Source organism: Thioalkalivibrio sp. ALE19 (assembly GCF_000428605.1).
In the GTDB taxonomy this organism is placed as follows: domain Bacteria; phylum Pseudomonadota; class Gammaproteobacteria; order Ectothiorhodospirales; family Ectothiorhodospiraceae; genus Thioalkalivibrio.
On the sequence record NZ_AUAG01000035.1, the window covers coordinates 1 to 20,932 of the forward strand.

Here is a 20,932-nt window from a genome sequence, read left to right on the forward strand (position 1 = left end):
CCCGGCGGCCCCGGCCCGTAGGAGGCCGGCCCTCCGGCCGATTCACCCCCGGTGGGTTGGCCAGGCCCCGATCGGCCAGGGGGCTGGCCTCCTACGGGTTACGGGTTGCGGATGAACCCCATGCCTTCCAGCTTGAGGAGGATCCGGTGGGCCGCCTCGTCCGGGGTCATCTCGCGGGTGTCGATCCGCAGCTCCGGGTGCTCCGGCTCTTCGTACGGGTCGTCGATGCCGGTGAATTCCTTGATCAGGCCGGCGCGCGCCCTGGCGTACAGGCCCTTGCGGTCGCGCTGCTCGCAGGTCTCCAGCGGGGTGGCCACGTGGATCTCCAGGAACCCGCCCGCGTCCTCGATGCGCTCGCGCACGCGGCGGCGCATGTCGGTGTAGGGGGCGATGGGCGCGCAGATGGCCACGCCACCGTTCTTGGTGATCTCGCTGGCCACAAAGCCGATGCGCTGCACGTTGATGTCGCGGTGCTCGCGCGAGAAGCCCAGCTCGCTGGAAAGCTCCTTGCGCACGATGTCGCCGTCCAGCAGCGTCACCGCACGCCCGCCCAGCTCCATCAGCTTGACCCGCAGGGCGTTGGCGATGGTCGACTTGCCCGAACCCGACAGCCCGGTGAAGAACACGGTAAAGCCCTGCTGATGGCGCGGCGGGAAACTGCGGCGCAGCTCGGCCACCACCTCCGGATAGGAGAACCACTCGGGGATATCCAGCCCCTCGCGCAGGCGGCGGCGGAACTCGGTGCCGGAGAGGTTGAGCACCTCCTCGTCCTCGCGCACCTCGTCGGCCGGCACGTACTCGGCACGGTCCTCCACGAAACTCATGGCCTGGAACGGCACCATCTCGATGCCGATCTCGTCGGCATGCTGCTGGATCAGTTCCTGGGCATCGTACGGGCCGTAGAAGTCCTCGCCGTCGGAGCCCGGGCCGGGGCCGGCGTGGTCGCGGCCGACGATGAAGTGCGTGCAGCCGTAGTTGCGGCGGATGATGGCGTGCCACAGCGCCTCGCGCGGGCCGCCCATGCGCATCGCCAGCGGCAGCAGGCTGAGCTGGGTGGTCTGCTCCGGCGCCTGACGCAGCACGTGCTCGTAGCAGCGCACGCGCACGTAGTGGTCGACGTCGCCGGGCCGGGTCATGCCCACCACCGGGTGGATCAGCAGGTTGGCCTCGGTCTGGCGGGCGGCCAGCCGGGTCAGCTCCACGTGGGCGCGATGCATGGGGTTGCGCGTCTGGAACGCGACGATGCGGTTCCAGCCCAGCTTGCGGAAGTACTCGCGCAGCTCCGCCGGGCTGTAGCGGTAGTTGCGGAAGTCGTAATGCACCGGGGACTCGACCCCGTGCAGCGTGCCGCCCAGGTACACTGCCCCGGCACGGTTCATCAGGTAGTTGACCGCCGGATGCGCGACGTCGGTGGTGGAGAACACCTGCTGCGCCTCGCGCGCCTTGTCCGGCGTCCAGCGGTCCTCCACGTCCATCACGGCAATCAGCACGCCCTCGGCATCGCGCAGCGCGATGCGCGTGCCCGGCGCGGCCTGCTCGGCGAACGCCTCGCTCACGTCCAGGGTGACGGGCATCGGCCAGAGCTGGCCGTCCGCCAGGCGCATGTTGTCCAGCACGCCGTCGTAGTCGGCCTGCCGCATGAAGCCCGTCAGCGGCGAGAACCCGCCGTTCAGCAGCAGCTCCACATCGCAGATCTGACGCTCGGTCAGATCCCAGCTCGGCATCTCCTGCGCCTGCTCCTTGAGCTCGCGCGCGGTGGATTCATCAACGTAGCGGTCGCAAAGCGTCCCGCCGTAGGGGGCAATCAGATCCATGACAGCGTTGTTTCCCGTTGGCCATTAATGGGTTCATCGAATCCGCGAATGGTACCGATTCCGCCCCCGCGCGTCTCGGGTCCCGGGCCGGGGCTACTCCGGCTGCTCCGGCTGCCCGGCGCGGAACCACACCGCACCCGCAAGCAGCGGCACGCTGCCAATCAGCGCCCCCAGTGCACCATCCAGATGCCCCTGCGCCACCAGTGCCGCCACCGGCAGCAACCAGAGCAGGTTGATGAGCCCCACGCCCAGCGACACCGGCACGTGCGAACCGGCCAACCGGGCCGCGTGCTGATACGCATGGGCCCGGTGCGCCACATGCACCCGTTCCCCGCGCATTCCCCGGCGCACCAGGGTGTACGTTGCATCCACCACGAACAGCGCCAGCATCACCAGCCACACCCAGAAGAACTCCGGCGCCACCCACGCCGCCTGGATCGACAGCAGCCCGAGCGTAATCCCCAGGAACCCGGCACCGCCATCGCCCATGAAGATCCGCGCCCGCGGGAAGTTCCACGGCAGAAAACCCAGCGTGGCCGCCACCAGCAGCGCCGGCAGCAGCCAGTCGGTGCCCGGCAGCAGCCAGGCCATCAGCACCGCCACGCCCAGCCCCGCGGTGATCGCCTCGATCCCGGCAATGCCATCGATGCCATCCATGAAGTTGTACAGGTTCAGCAGCCACACCAGATACACCAGCGCCAGCGCATGGCCGAACCAGCCGAGATCCAGCACCACCCCGAACACCGGCAACGGCGGCAACCCGCCCAGCCACGCCAGCCCCCAGCCGGCCGCCACAAAATGTGCCAGCAAACGCCACAGCGGCGGTACCTCGCCCCGGTCGTCCCACCAGCCCACAAGCGCCACCAGCAGCCCGGCACCCCCCAGCGCCAGCATGACCCCGGGCGCCACCGCACCGACCGCGCCCAGCATCGCCAGCCCCGCCACAACCACCAGCGCAATCGCCAGCCCGCCGCCCCGCGGCGTCGGCACCTCGTGCGAGCTGCGCGCGTTCGGCACATCCATCATCGCCCGCGCCAGCGCATAGCGACGCAGCAGCCCCGTCAGGCCCGCCACCATCACCATCGCCACCAGCAATCCCAAAAACGCCAACAAATCCCCTCCCCCGGTAGGAGGCCAGCCCCCTGGCCGATTCGATGTTGGAGAGGCCCAATCGGCCAGGGGGCTGGCCTCCTACGGCACAACCGCCCGCCGCAACCCCTCATCCAGCGACACCGGCGGCTCCCACCCCAGCGTCTCCCGCGTATGCGAAATATCCACCTGCAGCGAATCCAGCAGCCGCCGCGCCATCTCCCGCCGGCCCAGAGCCACCGCCCCCGCCCGCAACACCCACACCGGCACGGGCAACAGACGCGCCGGCCGGTCCAGAGCATCCCCCACCCGGCGCAACAGCCCCGCCGTGGACACATCCTCGCCGTCCGCCACCAGGAACGTCTCCCCCGCCGCCGCGGGATGATCCAGACAGGTCACCAGCAGGTCCACCAGGTTATCCAGCGCCACCAGCGAGCGCCGGTTCCGCGAAACCGCGCCCAGCGGCAATGGCACCCCCCGCTGCACCCAGCGGAGCAAACGGCCGAAGTTGCCCGGCGCCCCCGGCCCGTACACCAGCGGCGGCCGAACGATCACCAGCTCCATCCCCGTATCCGCCGCCAGCGCCCGCAACCCCTGCTCGGCCTCATGCTTGGACACCGCATACGGCTCCTGCGGCGCCGGGACGTCCCGTTCCGTGAAAGCTCGCGCGGAGGTCACGTTCCCGTTCACCCCCACCGAACTCACGAACACGAACCGCCGCACCCCGGCCTCCGCCGCCTGGCGCGCCAGGTTCAACGTTCCTTCCACGTTCACCTGCCGGAACACCCCGAGCGGATCCGCCTCCGGCTCATCCAGCACATGCGCCCGCCCCGCCAGGTGCACCACCGCATCCAGTCCCTCGGGCAGCGCGACCCCGGCCCCGAACTCTTCGAGCGGCCCCAGCGCGCATTCCTCCCGGAACACCCCGGCCGCACGCCGAACCCCGGCCACCGGCGCCCGCCCCGAGCCCTCCCCGGCCAGCCGCGCCATCACGGCCCGGCCCACAAACCCCGACGCCCCCGTCACCAGCACACGCCCGTTCATCTCTCAGCCCCCATCACCAACGCACGGCCCGTTGCCTCTCAGTCCCCATCACCAGCCCACTGTGGGAGCGGGCTCGCCCGCGAATGGATCGGGCGGTCGAGGTACAGTCACTCGTGGCCGGATGATTGGCAGTTTACGTGGCCATCAACCCCCCTGTACAGTACGTACAGGAACATGACCAAGGAGGCCCCACATGCAAAAGATCGGATCCGAAGCCGCCCGGCGCCAATTGCCGAACCTGCTGGACCGGGCACACAGTGGCGAGCCCGCCATTATCATGAAGCGGGGCAAGCCCTACGCCATCCTCGCAGCCCCGGACCAGTGCAAAATCCCGTCAAGTCAGGCCGGCCTCCTCGCTTTGCGCGGATCCGGCGCAGGGCTCTGGGGAACAGAACCCGCGAAGACCGTGGCCGACCTGCGGGAAGAGTGGGACTGATGGTGGACGTCGCCGAGCTTCCCGAGGGCTCGTGGATCACCGTCGATACCGCCCCCATCATTTACCTGATGGAGGATCACCCCACTCTCCTTGAGCCTTACCTCCCGGTTTTCGAGCGAATCGAGGCAGGAACCCTCCATGGGGTCGTATCAACCGTAACACTGGCGGAGTTTCTGGCCGGCCCCCTGCGCAACAACGACGAAATCCTTGCAGACCGCTACTACCAGACCCTGGCAAACAGCAACAACTGGCACATTCAGGAACTTGACGCCCCTTTATCCTTCACGGCCGCCCGCATCCGCACCCGGTACGAACTAAAGCTACCGGACGCCATTCAGCTGGCCACCGCCATCCACAGCAATTCATCAGCGCTCATCACCCATGATCGGGACTTTAACAGCGTCACGGAGATCCCCATCCTGAGCAGTGCCACCTATTAACCACCAGCCGCGCCATCACGGCCCGCCTCACAAACCCGAAGCCCCCTCACCAGCACACGCCGCATCCAGACCTCCGCAGGAGGCCAGCCCTCTGGCCGATGGGGCCTGTCCAACATCCAATCGGCCAGAAGGCTGGCCTCCTGCATGGACTGCTACCCCTGTGGGAGCGGGCTCGCCCGCGAAGCACTCGCCCCGTCATCCCTCAGCACCCGTCATTGCGAGGGCCCGAAGGGCCCGTGGCAATCTCGATCCACGCCCCCATCTACCGAATGCAACCACCCCAACCGCCGCGCAACACGCGGAAACCGGTTCCGCACCAGGGCACGCCCCGTCTGATGCCCCAGCAAGTACGCCGACCGCACCCACGAGAACCCCTCCAGCTCCCGATACACCCGCCAGGTGTACCCCGCCGTCGTCAGCTTGTTCGAAGACACCGAGCCCGACCGAACCGTATACCGCACCAGCGGCTCATTCAGCCCGCACGCAAACTCCACCCGCTTCAACAACCGCAGCCACAGGCCATAATCCTGGCGCCGATCAATCAGCGGCATCTCCACCTTGCCGAAGAACTGCGTATCGTACATGGCCGTGGAACAGCCGATGTAGTTCGTCTTCAGCATTTCCGCATAAGACACCCGCTCCGGCACCCCCGCCGCAGACAACCGCCGGCCCTGCTCGTCGAACCGCTCCATCGCCGTAAAGCTGAACACCACGCCCCGCTCCATCAACGCCACCTGCCGCGCCAGCTTATCCGGGGCCCAGCCATCGTCGCTGTCCAGAAACGCGATATACCGCCCGCGCGCCTCGCGAATCCCCGCATTCCGCGCCACCGCCGGCCCGCCATTGCACTCCAGCCGCAACACCCGAATGCGCGCATCCTCCGCCGCCAGCGCCTCCACCCGCGCCACCGAGTCATCCGTGGAGGCATCATCCACCACCAGCAGCTCCCAATCCGCCAGCGACTGCCCCTGCACCGAGCGCACGCCTTCAACCACCCGATCTGCCGCGTTGTGCAGCGGCATCACCACAGAAACCAGCGCTGTGGACAAATCCGCCGGAGACATACTCCCACCTGTGGACGGATCACAACCCATCACAGAGCTCCCCAAGGCTCTGCGGAGACGCCCCCTGGCGCCGGATCTCCGCGGCTTCCGCTTCGGTGATCCGGGGCGCAATCGCAACGTACTCGACATTCCAGCCCTGGTAAGCCCTATGGGCGCTCAAAAACCGCCCCGCCGCAGCCACCAGAGTCGGAATGGACCTGGCCAGCTTCTCGCCCTGGCGTTTGCAGGAGCCGAACCGAATAGCGCTCTGGTCCTCCGACACCGCCACCCAATCAATCTCCACGTCCGAGCGATCCCAGTACCCCCGAATCCGTTCGGACAACGCAAAGTCGCCCAGACCCAGGCGACTGCGCTCCTCATAAAGCTGCGCCACCAGATCCTCCAGGGCATAGCCTTCAACCTCGCGCAAACGCTCATCGGCCTGCGACACGAGCATGTCCATCGGCCGAAAGGCCGAGGCCGAAACCGGCTTCTGCAGCGCCGACAGCCACGCGCGCAGGAAATTGTCGCGAATGTAATAACGCCCGCTGCGAGCCTTCGGTCGCGCAAAGATCGGCAGGCGCCGCTCGATCATCCGGTACCGCTCGCTGAGGATCTTCAGATGCCCGCCCACCTGTCGTGCCTCTCCCGGACCGGAGACCTCCGCCAGATGGGCCTCGATCGCCGCGTTGTTGCAGCCGGGATGCGATGCCAGAAACTGCAGCACCATGTCGTAGCGCCCGCGCAGTTCACGCAGGAACCAGTTGTCCGCTTCATTGCGAAGCGGCGACGAGCTGGAGAAGAACAGCTTGCGCAGTACCGTCTCGCGGTCCGCATCCAGCACACCCTGCTCATAGGCATCCCGGTAGAACTTCGGCACCCCCTCGAACAGGTTCCAGAGGAAGAGCAGGCGTTCGGGGTCCTCGTCCGCATGTGCGCGCAGAATCTCCAGCACCGAGCCGATATCCAGATGCCCCAGCTCGAGCGTATCCGTGGCCCGGTTGAACAGCGGCGCCTGCCGGTCATCCAGAAGCGCCGTCATCTCCGCATGCAGCGACCCCAGCACAATCAATCCGCCGGGCACCTGCCCCGCCCGAGCGCTCAGCCGGTCCACCTCCGCCTGCAGGAACGAGCAGAAATCGAACAGCGGCTTGCGATGGAAGTACTGGAACTCGTCCAGCGCCACCACATACCCCGACTCCGCCAGCGTCGCGATCAAACGGGCCAGCTCGCCCAGGCTATGGACACGCTCCTCCAGCCCGAACGTTTCCAGGTATCCGTTGCAAGCCGCCACCACCCCCGCCGGGTCCGAATCCGGAATCTGGATGTACAGCGTCTTCGAAACACCCGCCGCCTGCAGCGCCTGCTGAATCAAGGTCGTCTTGCCAATCCGGCGCCGCCCCGAAATCTGCAGAAAGAACCAGCGCCGTCTGGACAGGATCTCCTGCAACTGGCCCAGCTCCGTCTGCCGGCCGTAAAACGCCCACCCCCCGGATTCCGCCACTCGGACACACCTTAAGGTAAAAATTCTTACCCTAAGTTACGTCAATCCATTCGCTCCATCAACACAGTCACTTACGCCCCACCCCACCGCACCGCCTGGTCCACCAGCAGGAGGCCAGCCCCCTGGCCGATTGGATGTTGAACAGGCCCCATCGGCCAGAGGGCTGGCCTCCTACACCGAATGCTACACCCTGTGGGAGCGGCCTTGGCCGCGAAGCCCCCTCACCATAACCCGACATACGCAGGCACTTCGCGGCAAGCTGGCGACTCGTCGCTTGCATTGAACCGGATTTTGTGTACATTTTATGTGTACACATTGAAATTTGGAGCGACATGAAAGAGGTCAACGTCCGCGACGCGCGCGAACAGCTCTCCAGCATCCTGAAAGAGGTGGAGCGAGGCGAGGAGGTCTGCATCCTGCGTCGGGGTCGGCCCGTCGCGCGCGTGGTACGGCCCGCGGAGGAGCCCCCGGGGTTTCGTTCCCGTGCAGACTTGCGGCAGAGCGTGCCGGCGATGCGCGAGGCGTCCGCCGATACAGTTCGCACCCTGCGGGATACCGAACGCTACTGATGTTCTACGCAGACACCAGTGCAGTCCTGCCGTTTTACCGCAGCGAACCCGCCAGTGACACCATCGAACAACTCTATCTTGCACAGCGCCAGCCGCCCGTCATCAGTGAGCTGGTGCGTGTCGAGTTTGCTTCGGCACTGGCCCGGTGGGTCCGCATGGGTGAATTGGACGAGGCCCAGGCCAACCGGATCGAGTCGGCCTTTCACGAAGACGTTCGCGAGGGGCGTTTTCGCCTCGTTTCGCTGGACCCAGGCGTCTTTGACCGAGCCATGCACTGGCTGCTCACACGCCGTACAAGCCTGAGGACGCTGGACGCCCTGCATCTGGCGTGCGCCGAGGCCAGCGAGGCCCCATTACTAACCCTCGATCAGGCACTCCTGGCATCAGCAGAATTTTTCGGCGTCCCTACATTCTCCGATCTCGGCCCCCTGTAGGAGGCCAGCCCCCTGGCCGATTGGATGTTGGACAGCCCCCATCGGCCCGAGGGCTGCCCCCTACACCGACTGCTACCCCCTGTGGGAGCGGGCTCGCCCGCGAAGCCCCCGCCGCCGCGATACCGACACGCGGTCAATTCGCCGCCACCCAATTCTCCACCTGCAGCCCGGATACACGCTCGAATTCACGTCCGTTATTCGTGACCAGCACGGCCCCAATGGCCCGAGCATGCGCTGCGATCAAGAGGTCGTTTGCTCCAATCGGGGTGCCCAAACCTTCCAGCCCGGCGCGGATGTCGCCGTAATGTTCGGCCGCTTCTTCCGGCCAGTCGCACACCCTCGCAAAAGCCAGAAAGCGCTCCAGTGCGGCCTCGCTACGTTCTCTCTGATTCGACCGGCGAACCCCATACCGCAATTCCGCCAGAACGACAGCAGAAAGGCCCACCTCCCCGACTGGCACACCCCGCAGCCGCGCGTGCACCTCCGGCGGTCGGCGCTTCATGATGTAGATGCAGATGTGCGTGTCCAGCATGTAGCGCACGGGTCACAATGCCTCGCGATCCTGCGCCACGTGATCCTCGATCGAATCGGGAAAGTCATCCGGCAGGGTCTCTCCAGCCCCCTGGAAATAATCATCCCAGGACCTCGGCTTGGCGCGCAGAATCAATGCATCCCCACGCTTCTCAATCACCACCTCATCCGCATCGAACGCAAAACCCTTGGGCAGCCGAACTGCCTGGCTGCGTCCATTCCGGAACAAACTCGCCGTGCGCCGCTTCATCGCCAAACCCCACATCCTTTGCATATGCCTCAAGCATATCCCCCACCCAACCACATTCCAAGGCCCCCGCTGCCATCCCCCTGTAGGAGGCCAGCCCTCTGGCCGATTGGATGTTGGACAGGCCCCATCGGCCAGAGGGCTGGCCTCCTACACCAAATCTCACCCCCCGTGGGAGCGGGCTCGCCGTATTCGGCGACCAGCGCGAGTATGCCGTGGCGTCTCACCCCCTGTGGGAGCGGGCTCGCCCGCGAAGCCCCCGCCAAAGCCAGAACACCCAAACCTACCCAACCAACGGCACAACCGCGCGCCGCAACCCCTCATCGGCAAATTGGGGACAGATTTATTTTCCCGTTCAGTTACATCAGGGTGGAATCCGCTCAACACGAAGGCCAGGGATCTTCTCGAAGTCGCCATCCCCCGTCACGAAGGCCCCTTTCGGATCGACCGTGAGCAGGCTTGCCGCCTGGATGGCATCGGGCGTGCGCAGCCCGTGATGGGCGCGCAGTTCCGTCGAGAAACGCCAGCATCAATCATTCCAGCCTTCGCGCTCCCCTTGGAGTTCACGGTCCAGTTCCGAGCGACTTCGCGGCGTAGAGGGAGCCGAATCTTCTTCCAGCAGTCCTCCTCGCCCATGCGCTAGCGGTAGCTGGACCAGGCATAGTCACCGGCCGCTGGCACCATGCGCGCCCGCACCGGGTTCAGCTCGATGTAGCGCGTGCAGGCGAGCAGATAAGTCTCCGTCTGCACCGGACTGGACTTATAGCGCCCCTCCCACAACGTACCGCAGCGGCCCTCCAGCCGATTCCGATACCGCGTGGCACGCGCCACCAGCGCCTTCATCAGACGGCCCATCGCGGCCACTTCTTCGCCCGGCCCCAGCAACAGGTGAACATGGTTGGTCATCAGGCAGTACGCATACACCCGAATCTCCAGCGCCGCGCTCGGCTCCCGCAGGTCCTTCAGGTGCCGCTCGTAATCCTCGGGCCCGGCAAACACCACCTGCCGGTTATGTCCCCGCTGCACCACATGGTGCGGCATATGCGGCAACACCACTCGCGCCATCCTTGGCATGCCTTCCCCTCCTGGTCACTCCTCCCGACCGCCGCACCCATGCAGCGGAAAATAGATCTGTCCCGGTTTTGGTCCCGGTTTTGCTACAAAGCCAGGAAAAGATGGCCAGCCGACGCTACGAGTCTCCTCTCATCGTGTACTGCCAGAATGGCGGGATCCCGTCGTGCGGAAAGAACACGGGCTTGACCTCGCTCGGCGTCGGAGCGGCATCCAGTTCAACAGGCGGTTCGCCATACTTTTCCCGGTAAGCGAACAGAATGGGGTAGAAGCGCTCTTCATCGAACGCGTCGATCTGCTGATACGGCCATGGCTTGCCCATATGCTGGAGAAGCCATTCCATTCCCCGGCGCAGCCCCTGCCCCTCCGGCCCCTCGAAGGACCAGAGATCCTCGCCGACCGACTCGGCCAGCCGTGCCAGATGGATCCACCCCTGGATGGTGAAACACTCGTAATGTGCGGTAGTGGTGCGCGCCAGTTCCTGCGGCAAGCGGCCATCGGACGCGAACTGCGCGAGAATCCTCGAACGACTGTCCCGCAGGGTTTCCCTCACCAGCCTCCATTCGCCCAGGAAAGCCGCGATGGAAGCCACCTGCAGGTCGTAATAGGTGCCATGGTTGTTCTCCGAAGCACGCTCCCCGATGCCCTGCGGACTGGACCGTAACCACTCAAGGTACTGCCCCAGCCAGTTTTCCAGCCCCGTACGGTCCGTATCGGCTAACGCGCCGTTCCGCAGGAGCAGACGCACGCCATCAAGAAAGTAATACAGATCCTTGAACTCGATGATCCCGGCACTCGTACCGCGATTACGGTTGTGTCCACGCCGCACCTGCGCGTACTGCAGATGCGGCTTCATCGCCGTCTCTTCATCCAGGAACCAGCGCCGGACCAGCCTGGCCGCATGCTTGCCGTAGCGTTCCTCACCGGTCGCCTCCTGCGCCATGGCCAGTACCAGGCCGTCGTCGAACAGCCGCTGCACCCGTGTGCGGTCGTAACGATCACTTTCCGGTTCGTAGAGCCGCGTTCCCGGGACCCTCTCGCCATCGCGAGCAACATAAGGCAGCCCCGGGATGCGCAGCGGATGCGGCCAGTAATAGGGCGCTGGATGCCAGTAATCATGAACATCGCCACTCGGTGGCCGGGTCGTCTTGTCAACCACGCTGAACGGGCCCCGCTCGAGCGCCTCGCTCGCACACTTGACAAGAGCCTCCCGGACGGATGGTGCGGCCCCATCGCTGGCTAACTTCGCCTGTTTCACCACACACAGGTCCTGCGGGTTCAGCGCAGGGTCAAAGGCGAGTTCATCCGCCCGCCTCAGCATCGCCTCAATGGCATCCACCCTTGCCCGCCCACGATTGTGGAAAGCCGCTGCCCCCTTCGAAACCTCCTGTTCCTTACGGCCAGAAAACAAACGCGCCACCCAGCCGCATTCGTTGTAGCAACCTGCCTCGGCCGCAAATTCGGGGAAATCCAGATCCCACGGCTCCCGCGGCCAGTCATCCCACGGCCCCTTCACTCCGAGCCGCCACAGCAGCTCCACTTTTGGCCGACGGCCATAGAAGAACCCCTCGTCGAACTCTTCCCGTGCGTCCCGATGGAACAGAACCTGCGGTTCTTCTTTTGCCTCCGGTCGGAAACCTGCTCGCAGCAGATCCTCGTTCCCGGTAATCCGCGCCATCGGCACGATGTGGTAAGGCCGTTCGGGCCGCGCGCGCACGCCCTCAACGATCTCGTTCCAGGCCTCGCGCGTCACAAAACAGTTGCCGTCCCAGGGCAATACCCACTCCGCACGGCCACGACCGTCCCGCAGCGCCGCGTTACGCGCCCCGTTGTTGTTCATTACGTAATTGTTCTTGTGCCGATACAGCCGCATCAGCACCCGCCCCTGCATCAGCTCGGAAAGCTGCTGGAAGCCACGGGTCCCCGGCGCGTACTCCGCCGGCACGCCGAATACGTCCCAGTCCACCGCCCGGTACTCATCCCACCGAAACGGGATATGCACGTAGTCCTGCCCGGCCTCTTCCAGAAGCCGCACGATCGCCTCCTCCTCGCCGGGGTCCACGATGCGATTGACCACCCAGCGCTTCTCGCAGCCGGCCAGTTCCGGTTCGTGCTCCAGAATCCAAGCAACATTTTCGCGTGACTGCCCCACCCGGTGTCGGGGCCACAGATCATTCCCCACGATACGGTACAACACGAAGTCCCCCACCCTCTCGCCACCCGCACGCCCATCTCGTCTCGCCTCGACACAAACCGGCGGATCTCCTCGATCACGAGCACGCGGCATCGACGCAACTTCCGGACCACCACGGGTCTTTAGCCCATAAGCAAGAGACCTAAGATCAACAAGCGGACTCACAAGCGCATACACAGGGCGCACCAATGGCCATGCCCGCGAAGCCCGCACCGCCATCGCGGCCCTAGAGAACACCTTTCGCCCCTTCATCCCGTGAAGCACCCTCTCATTGTTTCCAACCGCCGTTGATAACTCCCCACATCAAGCATCATTGCCAAACACGCCCGATTCCAACCCACAAGCCATCACCACAACTCGGGTCGAAGCCCAGTCCACACACACGGCCAACCAAATATTGTATGATTTTACCCCCCCCCAAAACAACCAAACAACTAAAACCGCCACACGAACCCACTCACCATAACAGCCACAACAATTTTCTTAGCAAGAAAAACCACTCATTAATCAGTAACGTTCAACCCCCAGCGTAAACGCTGCGAACAAAACCAATGTCGTCATCCGGAGCCCGTGAGACAACGACCCCCCTTCTTTCTGCTCAGCCACCGCCTTCTTGAAAACCCGTGTTGGCAATATACCCGCCCGTTTTACCTCACGCTCCACTAAATGATACTCCTCCAGGAGCCGCTCCCGGAGCCCTGTGTCGCTCAACCCGCAGCCCATCTTTTCTTGAGGGACTGCCCGTTCTCGACCCCAATAAACAGCCTTCCTCGAATCCGATATCGCGATACCTCCGCGAAACGGACTCTCACGAAGCTCAGAATTACGGAAGGCTTTACTCCTCGCATCAAACCGCACAGACGCCAAGCCATTTCCCAATGCCAACAACAAATCCATCGACAACCGCTTATCACCCCATCCCTTCCGGCTACTCTCAATCGCCGCTGCTCCGAGGGATCTAGATACCAAAGGGGAATATAGCACGTGATGCCCAAGATTCTTATACCAACGCCGGCCGCAATGAAATCGTGAACGAAATGCCGAATAATGCAGCATCAACGCCTCCGCACTCCTGTAGTCCACTCCTATATCCGCCAAGCCGTCCCACCAATCCTGGCCAACGCATCGCCCCCTATTGTCTGGAACCGATTTAACGATGGTTTTGGTAATACGTTCGGGCGATTTCTGGTAGAATTTTGTCGACGTCCACAAGTCCCCTCTTGCTTTTAGCGCAAATCTCGTACTCCGATGTTTTACAGAGTAAATCGGAAGATAAGAGCCCATATTGCCTAGTTTCCACAACTGGTACGCCTCGTCGGAATCAATCGTTGCCGCTGTTCCAACGCCCCTAGTATTTAGACGATGACCATGCTTTGACGCCAATTCCTGGGCCACCCCGAAATCAGCAGCCTTTCCTTTGGCCGATTCCACCACGTATCGGTCAGTTGGCAAACCAGAAGAAAGAAACAAACCGTACGTCACACGCGAATCATATCCACCCGACAGCTGGCATCGCAGATCCAACCCGTCGACCTCACCGAGCCCGCGTATTTCGGCCACAGCCGATTCGAGGAACTGCGCCACTATGTCTTCATAGCTCATGCCGCGAAAAGATTCCAATCCGTCATAAATCGACCTATGTAGCACGGAGAGGGCCCCTGTCCTCCGCTCAATGCGAACCGAACTCCCCGGGGGAAGAAGAACAACCTCATTAAAAACCGTTCTCATAGAAAACGGTTGTGCAGCCCAGTGATTGCCGTCTTTAATCGTAAAAGAGAGAAGCGAGGGCGGACGAGGGGTGAGCTCATACCCCTTCAATCTAACTTTTTTCGCAAGATGGTATAGCGAATTTGAGACGGCCCAGGAGCCAGCTGCCCGATACAAGTAGAGAAGCTCCTGGCCCGTCGCGTCAGTCGACGCCTCCAAGTATTCCCCACGATCCAGGAGCGCCAAGAATGCACCATCTAAAGGGTCGAGTTTACCGGGGTGATCACGCCGGTACTCTTGGAGCCCAGCGTCACCGAAAACGATATGATCCCGTGTTTGAAAGTACCCGATTAGCCTCTCTCGAGCACTGTCGATTGAATGCGAGTCGATGTAGAAAAGGGTATCAGGATGCATCAGCTTGCCTTAGTAGATCACATATAGTTCGGGATCCACTCTACTCAGGCCTCCGAATCGGTATCTTCACCCGAGTTTTCGTGGTTTCAGATCGCCGTGTCAATGTACCGAAACCGCGCGGGCAGTCGAGTCAACTTCGCGACAGCCACCTATCCAACCTCCCCCTCAACGTTCGTTTCTTCAGTTTCTGGTACCGTCGTTCGGATTCGTTAAGCTTACGCGAGAGCGCTTCCATCTCCTGAACACTTCGGCTGGCCGACGCGCGCCCCAGTATCGTGCCATAAGAGCCATCAGAGAGAGTCTCGAGTCCTGCCCAGCCCAATGCGTCCACGAAGGCACGTTCGTTCCCGCCAGCGGGAGAAACCCCCAGTACGCCCAGGATCGACATCGAACGGGCGAGGCCCTGAGCCGCCACCAATCGCTCAGCTGGGGAAACATTCAGGAGGGTGTCCGTTTGCTCAATCCAGACCAAATCGAAACCGGCCCCTTCCAGTTGCGAGGCCTGGCCATCCAGGGCGACCTGCCAAGGGCCATCGCCAAACCCCGCGCTCACATGAGCCACATCGTCATTCGCGGTCACCGCCCGCAAGGTCCGCTGCGTTGGATTCACCAGGACTACCTTCTTCCTCCGCCCGGATCGCTTCAGATCACTCTGCCGAAGCAGCTCATCAAAGAAGGCACGCGCCTCCCCCAAGTCTGGCGTATCGCTTTCGGCTCCAGGTTCCGCGCCCTTGGGCTCCAGGCGATCGAATGCACGCAGAATCTGCTCAGCACGGGCCGAAAACGAGTAATCAGTCCCGTGCTCATCCCACCATGAGCGGACTTTCGAGAGTACAGAAGCGTAGGAGTCGTCCAGCTCCTCCAACGCACTCTGGAACTCGTCTGCGTTGTTCGCATAAAGCGCAGCATCCCCAATAACCGACCGCAATTCCGCAAAGCTGTCAGTGACCACAGGAACACCGCAGGCCATGCAGTCGAACACCCGGTTGTTGATGATGCCGAAATGGCGCATATCCGCCCAATGGTCGTTCAGGCTCGCTTTCGCGGCGTGATAGACCTCCGGCAACTCGCTGTTCCGAACATGCTCCCGGTATACCAGGTCAGCCAGCCCGAACTGATCCCAGTGCCCACCAATGAGTCTTGGCGGCCGGCCAGCCGCCAACGACCACTGCAGCATGTCTCTGCGCACCCCACGGCTGTTTGCCACGAAGACCACGCCTTCTCGGCGCTTCGCGTCCTCTTCCACAGTACACCCGGGCGGTGCAAACAGAGACACATCCGTACATTGACGCATGACCTCCAACGGGGTGGAGGTCAACGGGGCGAATGTCGAATACAGCTTCTCCGACGCAACAAAGGCAACGGAATAACGATTCAACTCTTCTAACGAGACGGTCGCCGGATGACTGATCACCCAGAGCATCGAGACCTTATCCCTGGGGGGCACATACAACCGCTTGCCACGGAGCACCAAGATGGCGTCCTCGCCATCATCCCGATCCCAGTCCGGCCAGAAGTGCTGCACCACTTCAATGCCCAGCTCCTCTAGCGCACGCTGTAGCGACCCGCCAAAGGAGTAGTCACCCCAAAACGTCTGTCTCGAGCCTTCCGGAGCCGGATTCTTGATCGCCAGCTTCATGCGTTCTGGCAGCCGCTAACCGCCTCGGCACAATCCGCCCCCGTGACAGCCTTTCCCGGCCACGCTCCCTTGACAGCTACACAACCGAGGCTCACGAAAACACATCCGCCTCAGAAAGGCGCACACCTTCGCGATCCTTCATCGAAAGTACCGGTTCGCCGTCAACAGGCCATTCGATGCCGACCTCCGGATCGTCCCAGGCAATGCATCGTTCCAGTTCCCGGGCGTAGTAACCGGAGGTCTTGTACAGAAAGTCAGCCGACTCGCTCAGCGTGACAAAGCCATGCGCGAACCCTTCGGGTATCCACAGCTGGCGCTTGTTCTCTGCCGACAACCGGGCACCCACCCAGCGACCGAACGTGGGCGAAGAACGGCGGATGTCCACCGCCACATCAAACACCTCTCCATTCACCACGCGCACCAGCTTCCCTTGTGGGCAAGGGGGTAGCTGGTAATGCAAGCCCCGCAACACCCCGCGCTGAGAGCGCGAGTGGTTGTCCTGGACGAACGTCGGAGCCAGGCCGGTAGCGTCCTCGAACGTACGGGCGTTGAAGCTCTCAAAAAAGAAGCCGCGCTCGTCGCCAAAGACACGCGGCTCGAAAAGAACCACATCCGGAATCGCCAGGCGCTGTGCCTCCACGGTACCTCCCAAAGCCATTTACTAGAAACAAACAGAGCAGACGGCAACCCCGATCACGCCACCTGTTCTCGCAATACCCGCAGCAGATACTGGCCATACCCATTCTTCGCCAGCGGAGCCGCCAGCCGTTCCAGCTGCTCCGCATCAATCCACCCCTTCCGGTACGCGACCTCTTCAGGGCACGCCACCTTCAACCCCTGTCGCCGCTCCAGCGTTGCAATAAAGTGCGAGGCCTCCAGGAGACTGTCGTGCGTGCCGGTATCCAGCCAGGCGTACCCGCGCCCCATCAGCTCAACGCTCAACGTGCCTTCCGCGAGATACATCTGATTGAGGTCGGTAATCTCCAGCTCCCCACGTGGCGATGCCTGAATCCGCCGCGCACGCTCCACTACCTGCTCGTCGTAGAAGTACAGCCCGGTAACCGCATAAGCCGACTTCGGGTTCGCCGGCTTTTCCTCTAGCGACAGCACCGTGCCATCGGCATCGAACTCCACCACACCATAGCGCTCCGGGTCGTGCACGTGATAGGCAAACACGCTCGCACCCTCCTGCCGCCCGGCCGCACGCTCCAGCAACGGCTGGAAATCGTGGCCATAAAAGATGTTGTCGCCGAGAATCAGCGCCGCCAGGTCATCACCCAGAAAGTCAGCACCAATCAAGAAGGCCTGGGCCAGCCCATCCGGACTCGGCTGCACCGCATACTGAAGCTCGATCCCCCACTGACTGCCATCACCGAGCATCTGCTCGAAACGGGGCGTATCCTCAGGCGTGGAGATGATCAGGATCTCCCGGATCCCGGCCAGCAGCAGCGTACAAAGCGGGTAGTAGATCATCGGCTTGTCGTACACCGGCAACAGCTGCTTCGAGACAGCCAATGTCGCCGGATGAAGCCTTGTCCCGGCGCCACCGGCCAGAATAATACCTTTCCGCCGCTTCATGACTGCCCTCTCTTCGCGACCGCCATCACTACCCCCTCCGCATGCCGGTACGCACCCGCGTTACCGATCGCCACAACAGCCGAAACGGGCCGGTGAGGCGCCAGCTCCTCGACGCGCGAATCGACGCCACGCGCGCTTTCTCCGCCGCAAGCTTGTCCTTAGTCACCCTGTGCCTCTCTTTTTCCTTGCGCAGCCGAGCCTTCAGCCCGTCCATATCACTCAAAGGCGCACGATCCTCCGCCTCCAAGTCATTCTGAACCCTCTCACCGCCGTTCATGTCGTCAACTCCGTCGGAGGATGCTCGCTCAGAAACCACACCAGACCGTGGTTCTTGCTTGCGAAACGGCGATACCGTCGCTTCGCCCGTTTTCAGATGAAACGGCTTTTCAACTGGGCGTTTCTCGATTACGAGTATACTGTCATAGTAGTGCAACGAATGTGCCGACCTGGTGAAATCGGTAACGCTAAGCCTAGCTTCATCTTCCGAATGCCAGGCGTGCAAAAGGTCAACGAAGTTCTTGCTGTATTCGACGAACGTCCCGGCTCGTCCGTATCCTCCACCCCACTTCCGCCAATAGGACGTATGGAGGTCTTCGCACAGATACACGCCATTAGAGTCAATCGCGGGAAAGAGCGCCTCAAAGGTATTGATCTGCTGTGCCATCGTGTGGCCGCCGTCGTCGATCAATATATCAATTCTCGGGACACGCTCCTTGACCGAATCAAGAAACCGCCGGTCCTCTTGATCACCGATAAGGATCTCCAACTGTTCCTCTTCGAGTGCCTTGCAGTTCGGATTTACATCGATGCCGAATACTTTCGCCTTTGGTCCAAAATACTCTTTCCACATCTGCAAGGACCCGCCCTGCGAGACACCAAACTCCACAACATGGACGTCCGTTCCGCGAAACCGGGAGAAATGCCGATCATAGATCTCGAAATAATGCCGCCACTTGTGGATCAGGCGCCCGGTGTTCTCGAAAAACAACCTTTCCAGGTCGTTTTTGTACTCTTCCATGGCACTCGCCTTCACAATTGTACTTATCCTATCCGACCTGCGCTACAACGGCTTCTGAACGACCTGCTCCACGACTCGTTTCACCCCTGCCTCCCATTCGAGAAGCCGAAGGCCAAACGTCGCCTCCAACTTCCGGCAGTCCAGACGCGAGTTGGCGGGCCTCGCCGCGGGCGTAGGCCACTCACTCGACGTAATCGCGTGGACCGAACGAGTCTTGATGGGCCAACCAAGCGTCTTTGCGTGTTCGATCAGGAGTTCAGCGTAGGCATGCCAGGAGGTCGCTCCCCTGGGGGCCAGGTGAAAGATCTCGGCGCGACGCTCCATGCGTCCGTTCAAGGCGTCCCGTAGCGCATGGGCGGTCACGTCCGCGATCAGATGCGCCGGTGTTGGCGCTCCCATCTGGTCGGCTACCACTTTCAGCTCAGGGCGCTCACGGCTTACCTTCAGCATCGTCTTGAGAAAGTTGTGCCCATGAACCCCAAACACCCATGAGGTGCGAAAAATAAGCGCGGCGACACCGCTGGCGATTACTCCTTGCTCACCTTCCAGCTTGGTGGCGCCGTAGACCGACTTGGGCCCAACAGGATCCTCTTCCCGCCACGGCCGTTCGCCGCTGCCGTCAAACACATAATCGGTCGAGTAGTGGATCAGCCACGCGCCGAGCGCCTTCGCCTCCTCGGCGAGAATCCGCGGGGCCTGTGCGTTGATCGCCGCCGCCACGTCCGGTTCGCTCTCCGCCTGGTCAACGGCGGTATACGCGGCCGCGTTCACAATCGCCCCCGGGCGGACCTCCTGTACCCAGTTTCGAAGCGCCTGGGAATCGGCGAGGTCGCACCGAGTTCGGTCCAGCAACACTAGTCGCCCGAGCGGAGACAAGGCTCGCTGTAACTCCCAGCCCACCTGCCCATTGGGGCCGGTAATCAGAATGGCCTGTTCAGCCATGCTTTGCCCCGTCCACCGCTTGTTCGCCATAGTGCTTTTCGACCCACTCCCGGTAGGCCCCGCTGGTCACGCGCTCAACCCAGTCTTCATTATCCAGATACCACTGCACCGTCTTTCTCAACCCAGTCTCGAAAGTCTCGCTGGGTACCCAGCCGAGTTCCCGCTCAATCTTGCTCGCGTCGATCGCATAGCGAAGATCATGACCCGGCCGGTCCGCCACGAAGGTGATCAAGTCTCGGTACTGCTTCACACCTTCTGGTTTGTCCGGCGCCAATTCTTCGAGCAACTCACAAACACGCTCCACTACCTCAAGATTCGTCACTTCGTTATGACCACCTATGTTATAGGTCTCTCCCACTTCGCCTTCAGTGGCCACCTTGATCAGTGCGCGGGCATGGTCCTCCACATACAACCAATCGCGCACCTGCTGCCCGTTGCCATACACCGGCAGTGGCTTGCCCGCCCGCGCATTGCGAATCATCAAAGGAATCAATTTCTCGGGAAAGTGGTAGGGACCGTAGTTGTTGCTGCAGTTGGTAATCAGCGTCGGCAAGCCGTACGTCCGATGCCACGCGCGTACCAAATGGTCGGAGCTGGCTTTGCTGGCCGCATACGGTGAACTCGGCGAGTAGAGCGTCGTCTCCGTAAAGAGACATCCCGAGCCGTTAAGGTCGCCATAGACCTCGTCGGTCGAGACATGGTGCAGCCGGAAGCCTTGGGCTTTCACCGGGTCAGACTCTTTCAACCCCTGCCAGTACCACCGTGCCGCCTCAAGGAGCGTGTAGGTCCCAACGATATTGGTCTCGATGAATGCCGCCGGCCCATCAATGGAACGATCGACATGGCTCTCTGCCGCCAAATGCATCACTATGTCCGGACGGAAGGTATGAAACACATCCCGCATCCTCGCCGGATCACAGATATCAGCGTGAACGAACGTATAACGCGAATCAGAAGCTATAGCGCTCAGCGACTCCAAATTGCCTGCATAGGTGAGTTTGTCGACATTCACGACATCCGCCGCAGCAATTTCCCTTAGCCTCCGGATTACCGCTGAGCCAATAAAACCTGCCCCGCCTGTCACGAGATACCTCACTACCATCTTCCCAGTGCCCTCCGCCTAGATACCAGCACATCATCATCTCGGACCACCTGATGACCTATCCCATATACGATGCGCTTCCATGAACACCATCCACACCCCCCCCTCAACGGCAC

The 20,932-nt window shown here is 62.4% G+C and carries 19 protein-coding genes and 2 pseudogenes; 4 read left to right on the forward strand and 17 right to left on the reverse strand.

Annotation, left to right across the window (positions count from 1 at the left end):
- Positions 1-98: 98 nt before the first annotated feature.
- From F787_RS0112665 to F787_RS0112675, 3 genes are all read right to left on the reverse strand, one after another.
- The gene (locus F787_RS0112665) at positions 99-1,814 is read right to left on the reverse strand and encodes a bifunctional sulfate adenylyltransferase/adenylylsulfate kinase (protein ID WP_028492414.1); all 1,716 of its coding nucleotides are present in this window, start codon (positions 1,812-1,814) and stop codon (positions 99-101) included.
- Positions 1,815-1,907: 93 nt separating this feature from the next.
- Entirely contained in the window at positions 1,908-2,897 is a 990-nt protein-coding gene (locus F787_RS0112670; RefSeq protein ID WP_042805958.1) for a glycosyltransferase family 4 protein, read from the reverse strand.
- A gap of 108 nt (positions 2,898-3,005) precedes the next feature.
- Positions 3,006-3,947 carry an SDR family oxidoreductase gene (locus tag F787_RS0112675; RefSeq protein ID WP_028492416.1) on the reverse strand — a complete coding sequence of 314 codons (942 nt, stop codon included), beginning with the start codon at positions 3,945-3,947 and terminating at the stop codon, positions 3,006-3,008.
- 193 nt (positions 3,948-4,140) lie between these two features.
- On the opposite strand from F787_RS0112675, the gene F787_RS0112680 reads away from it, so the two are divergent.
- Positions 4,141-4,383 (forward strand): type II toxin-antitoxin system Phd/YefM family antitoxin, encoded by a 243-nt coding sequence (locus F787_RS0112680; RefSeq protein ID WP_018871323.1) that lies wholly within the window; start codon positions 4,141-4,143, stop codon positions 4,381-4,383.
- Entirely contained in the window at positions 4,383-4,823 is a 441-nt protein-coding gene (locus F787_RS0112685; RefSeq protein WP_028492417.1) for a PIN domain-containing protein, read from the forward strand. The genes F787_RS0112680 and F787_RS0112685 overlap by 1 nt, the downstream gene beginning before the upstream one ends.
- 212 nt (positions 4,824-5,035) lie before the next feature.
- On the opposite strand, the gene F787_RS0112690 is transcribed toward F787_RS0112685, so the two are convergent.
- A complete protein-coding gene (locus tag F787_RS0112690; protein WP_028492418.1) occupies positions 5,036-5,845 on the reverse strand; it encodes a glycosyltransferase in 810 nt (269 codons plus the stop codon).
- A gap of 61 nt (positions 5,846-5,906) precedes the next feature.
- Positions 5,907-7,316, reverse strand: a complete 1,410-nt coding sequence (locus tag F787_RS0112695) for an ATP-binding protein (RefSeq protein ID WP_028492419.1) — start codon at positions 7,314-7,316, stop codon at positions 5,907-5,909.
- Positions 7,317-7,702: 386 nt separating this feature from the next.
- On the opposite strand from F787_RS0112695, the gene F787_RS0112700 reads away from it, so the two are divergent.
- Together F787_RS0112700 and F787_RS0112705 are read left to right on the forward strand one after the other, a co-directional pair.
- Positions 7,703-7,939 carry a type II toxin-antitoxin system Phd/YefM family antitoxin gene (locus F787_RS0112700; protein ID WP_018871097.1) on the forward strand — a complete coding sequence of 79 codons (237 nt, stop codon included), beginning with the start codon at positions 7,703-7,705 and terminating at the stop codon, positions 7,937-7,939.
- Entirely contained in the window at positions 7,939-8,373 is a 435-nt protein-coding gene (locus F787_RS0112705; protein ID WP_028492420.1) for a type II toxin-antitoxin system VapC family toxin, read from the forward strand. The genes F787_RS0112700 and F787_RS0112705 overlap by 1 nt, the downstream gene beginning before the upstream one ends.
- Positions 8,374-8,506: 133 nt before the next feature.
- Here F787_RS0112705 and F787_RS0112710 read toward each other — a convergent pair whose 3' ends face one another.
- The 12 genes and pseudogenes from F787_RS0112710 to rfbB all read right to left on the reverse strand — a co-directional run bounded on the left by F787_RS0112710 (position 8,507) and on the right by rfbB (position 20,816).
- On the reverse strand, positions 8,507-8,914 hold the full coding sequence (locus F787_RS0112710) for a type II toxin-antitoxin system VapC family toxin (protein WP_028492421.1): 408 nt from the start codon (positions 8,912-8,914) through the stop codon (positions 8,507-8,509).
- Positions 8,915-8,917: 3 nt separating this feature from the next.
- The gene (locus tag F787_RS0112715) at positions 8,918-9,154 is read right to left on the reverse strand and encodes an AbrB/MazE/SpoVT family DNA-binding domain-containing protein (protein ID WP_028492422.1); all 237 of its coding nucleotides are present in this window, start codon (positions 9,152-9,154) and stop codon (positions 8,918-8,920) included.
- Positions 9,155-9,515: 361 nt separating this feature from the next.
- Positions 9,516-9,668 (reverse strand): annotated as a pseudogene (locus tag F787_RS17230) (VapC toxin family PIN domain ribonuclease); the annotation flags it as partial.
- 125 nt (positions 9,669-9,793) lie between these two features.
- Positions 9,794-10,225: pseudogene (locus F787_RS15755) on the reverse strand (transposase); the annotation flags it as partial.
- Between the two features lie 115 nt (positions 10,226-10,340).
- Positions 10,341-12,635 (reverse strand): alginate lyase family protein, encoded by a 2,295-nt coding sequence (locus F787_RS0112725; RefSeq protein ID WP_028492423.1) that lies wholly within the window; start codon positions 12,633-12,635, stop codon positions 10,341-10,343.
- A gap of 288 nt (positions 12,636-12,923) precedes the next feature.
- Positions 12,924-14,018 carry a hypothetical protein gene (locus tag F787_RS16850; protein ID WP_155989617.1) on the reverse strand — a complete coding sequence of 365 codons (1,095 nt, stop codon included), beginning with the start codon at positions 14,016-14,018 and terminating at the stop codon, positions 12,924-12,926.
- A 649-nt stretch (positions 14,019-14,667) separates the two neighbouring features.
- The gene (locus tag F787_RS0112730; protein ID WP_028492424.1) at positions 14,668-16,176 is read right to left on the reverse strand and encodes a glycosyltransferase; all 1,509 of its coding nucleotides are present in this window, start codon (positions 16,174-16,176) and stop codon (positions 14,668-14,670) included.
- A gap of 91 nt (positions 16,177-16,267) precedes the next feature.
- Positions 16,268-16,816, reverse strand: a complete 549-nt coding sequence (gene rfbC / locus F787_RS0112735) for a dTDP-4-dehydrorhamnose 3,5-epimerase (RefSeq protein WP_028492425.1) — start codon at positions 16,814-16,816, stop codon at positions 16,268-16,270.
- 53 nt (positions 16,817-16,869) lie between these two features.
- Complete coding sequence (rfbA, locus tag F787_RS0112740) at positions 16,870-17,754, reverse strand: glucose-1-phosphate thymidylyltransferase RfbA (RefSeq protein WP_028492426.1); 885 nt, start codon at positions 17,752-17,754, stop codon at positions 16,870-16,872.
- Between the two features lie 28 nt (positions 17,755-17,782).
- The gene (locus F787_RS0112745; protein WP_028492427.1) at positions 17,783-18,772 is read right to left on the reverse strand and encodes a class I SAM-dependent methyltransferase; all 990 of its coding nucleotides are present in this window, start codon (positions 18,770-18,772) and stop codon (positions 17,783-17,785) included.
- Between the two features lie 42 nt (positions 18,773-18,814).
- A complete protein-coding gene (gene rfbD, locus F787_RS0112750) occupies positions 18,815-19,744 on the reverse strand; it encodes a dTDP-4-dehydrorhamnose reductase (RefSeq protein ID WP_042805957.1) in 930 nt (309 codons plus the stop codon).
- Positions 19,707-20,816, reverse strand: coding sequence for a dTDP-glucose 4,6-dehydratase (gene rfbB, locus F787_RS0112755; RefSeq protein ID WP_028492429.1), 1,110 nt, complete (start codon positions 20,814-20,816; stop codon positions 19,707-19,709). The genes rfbD and rfbB overlap by 38 nt, the downstream gene beginning before the upstream one ends.
- Positions 20,817-20,932 lie beyond the last annotated feature (116 nt).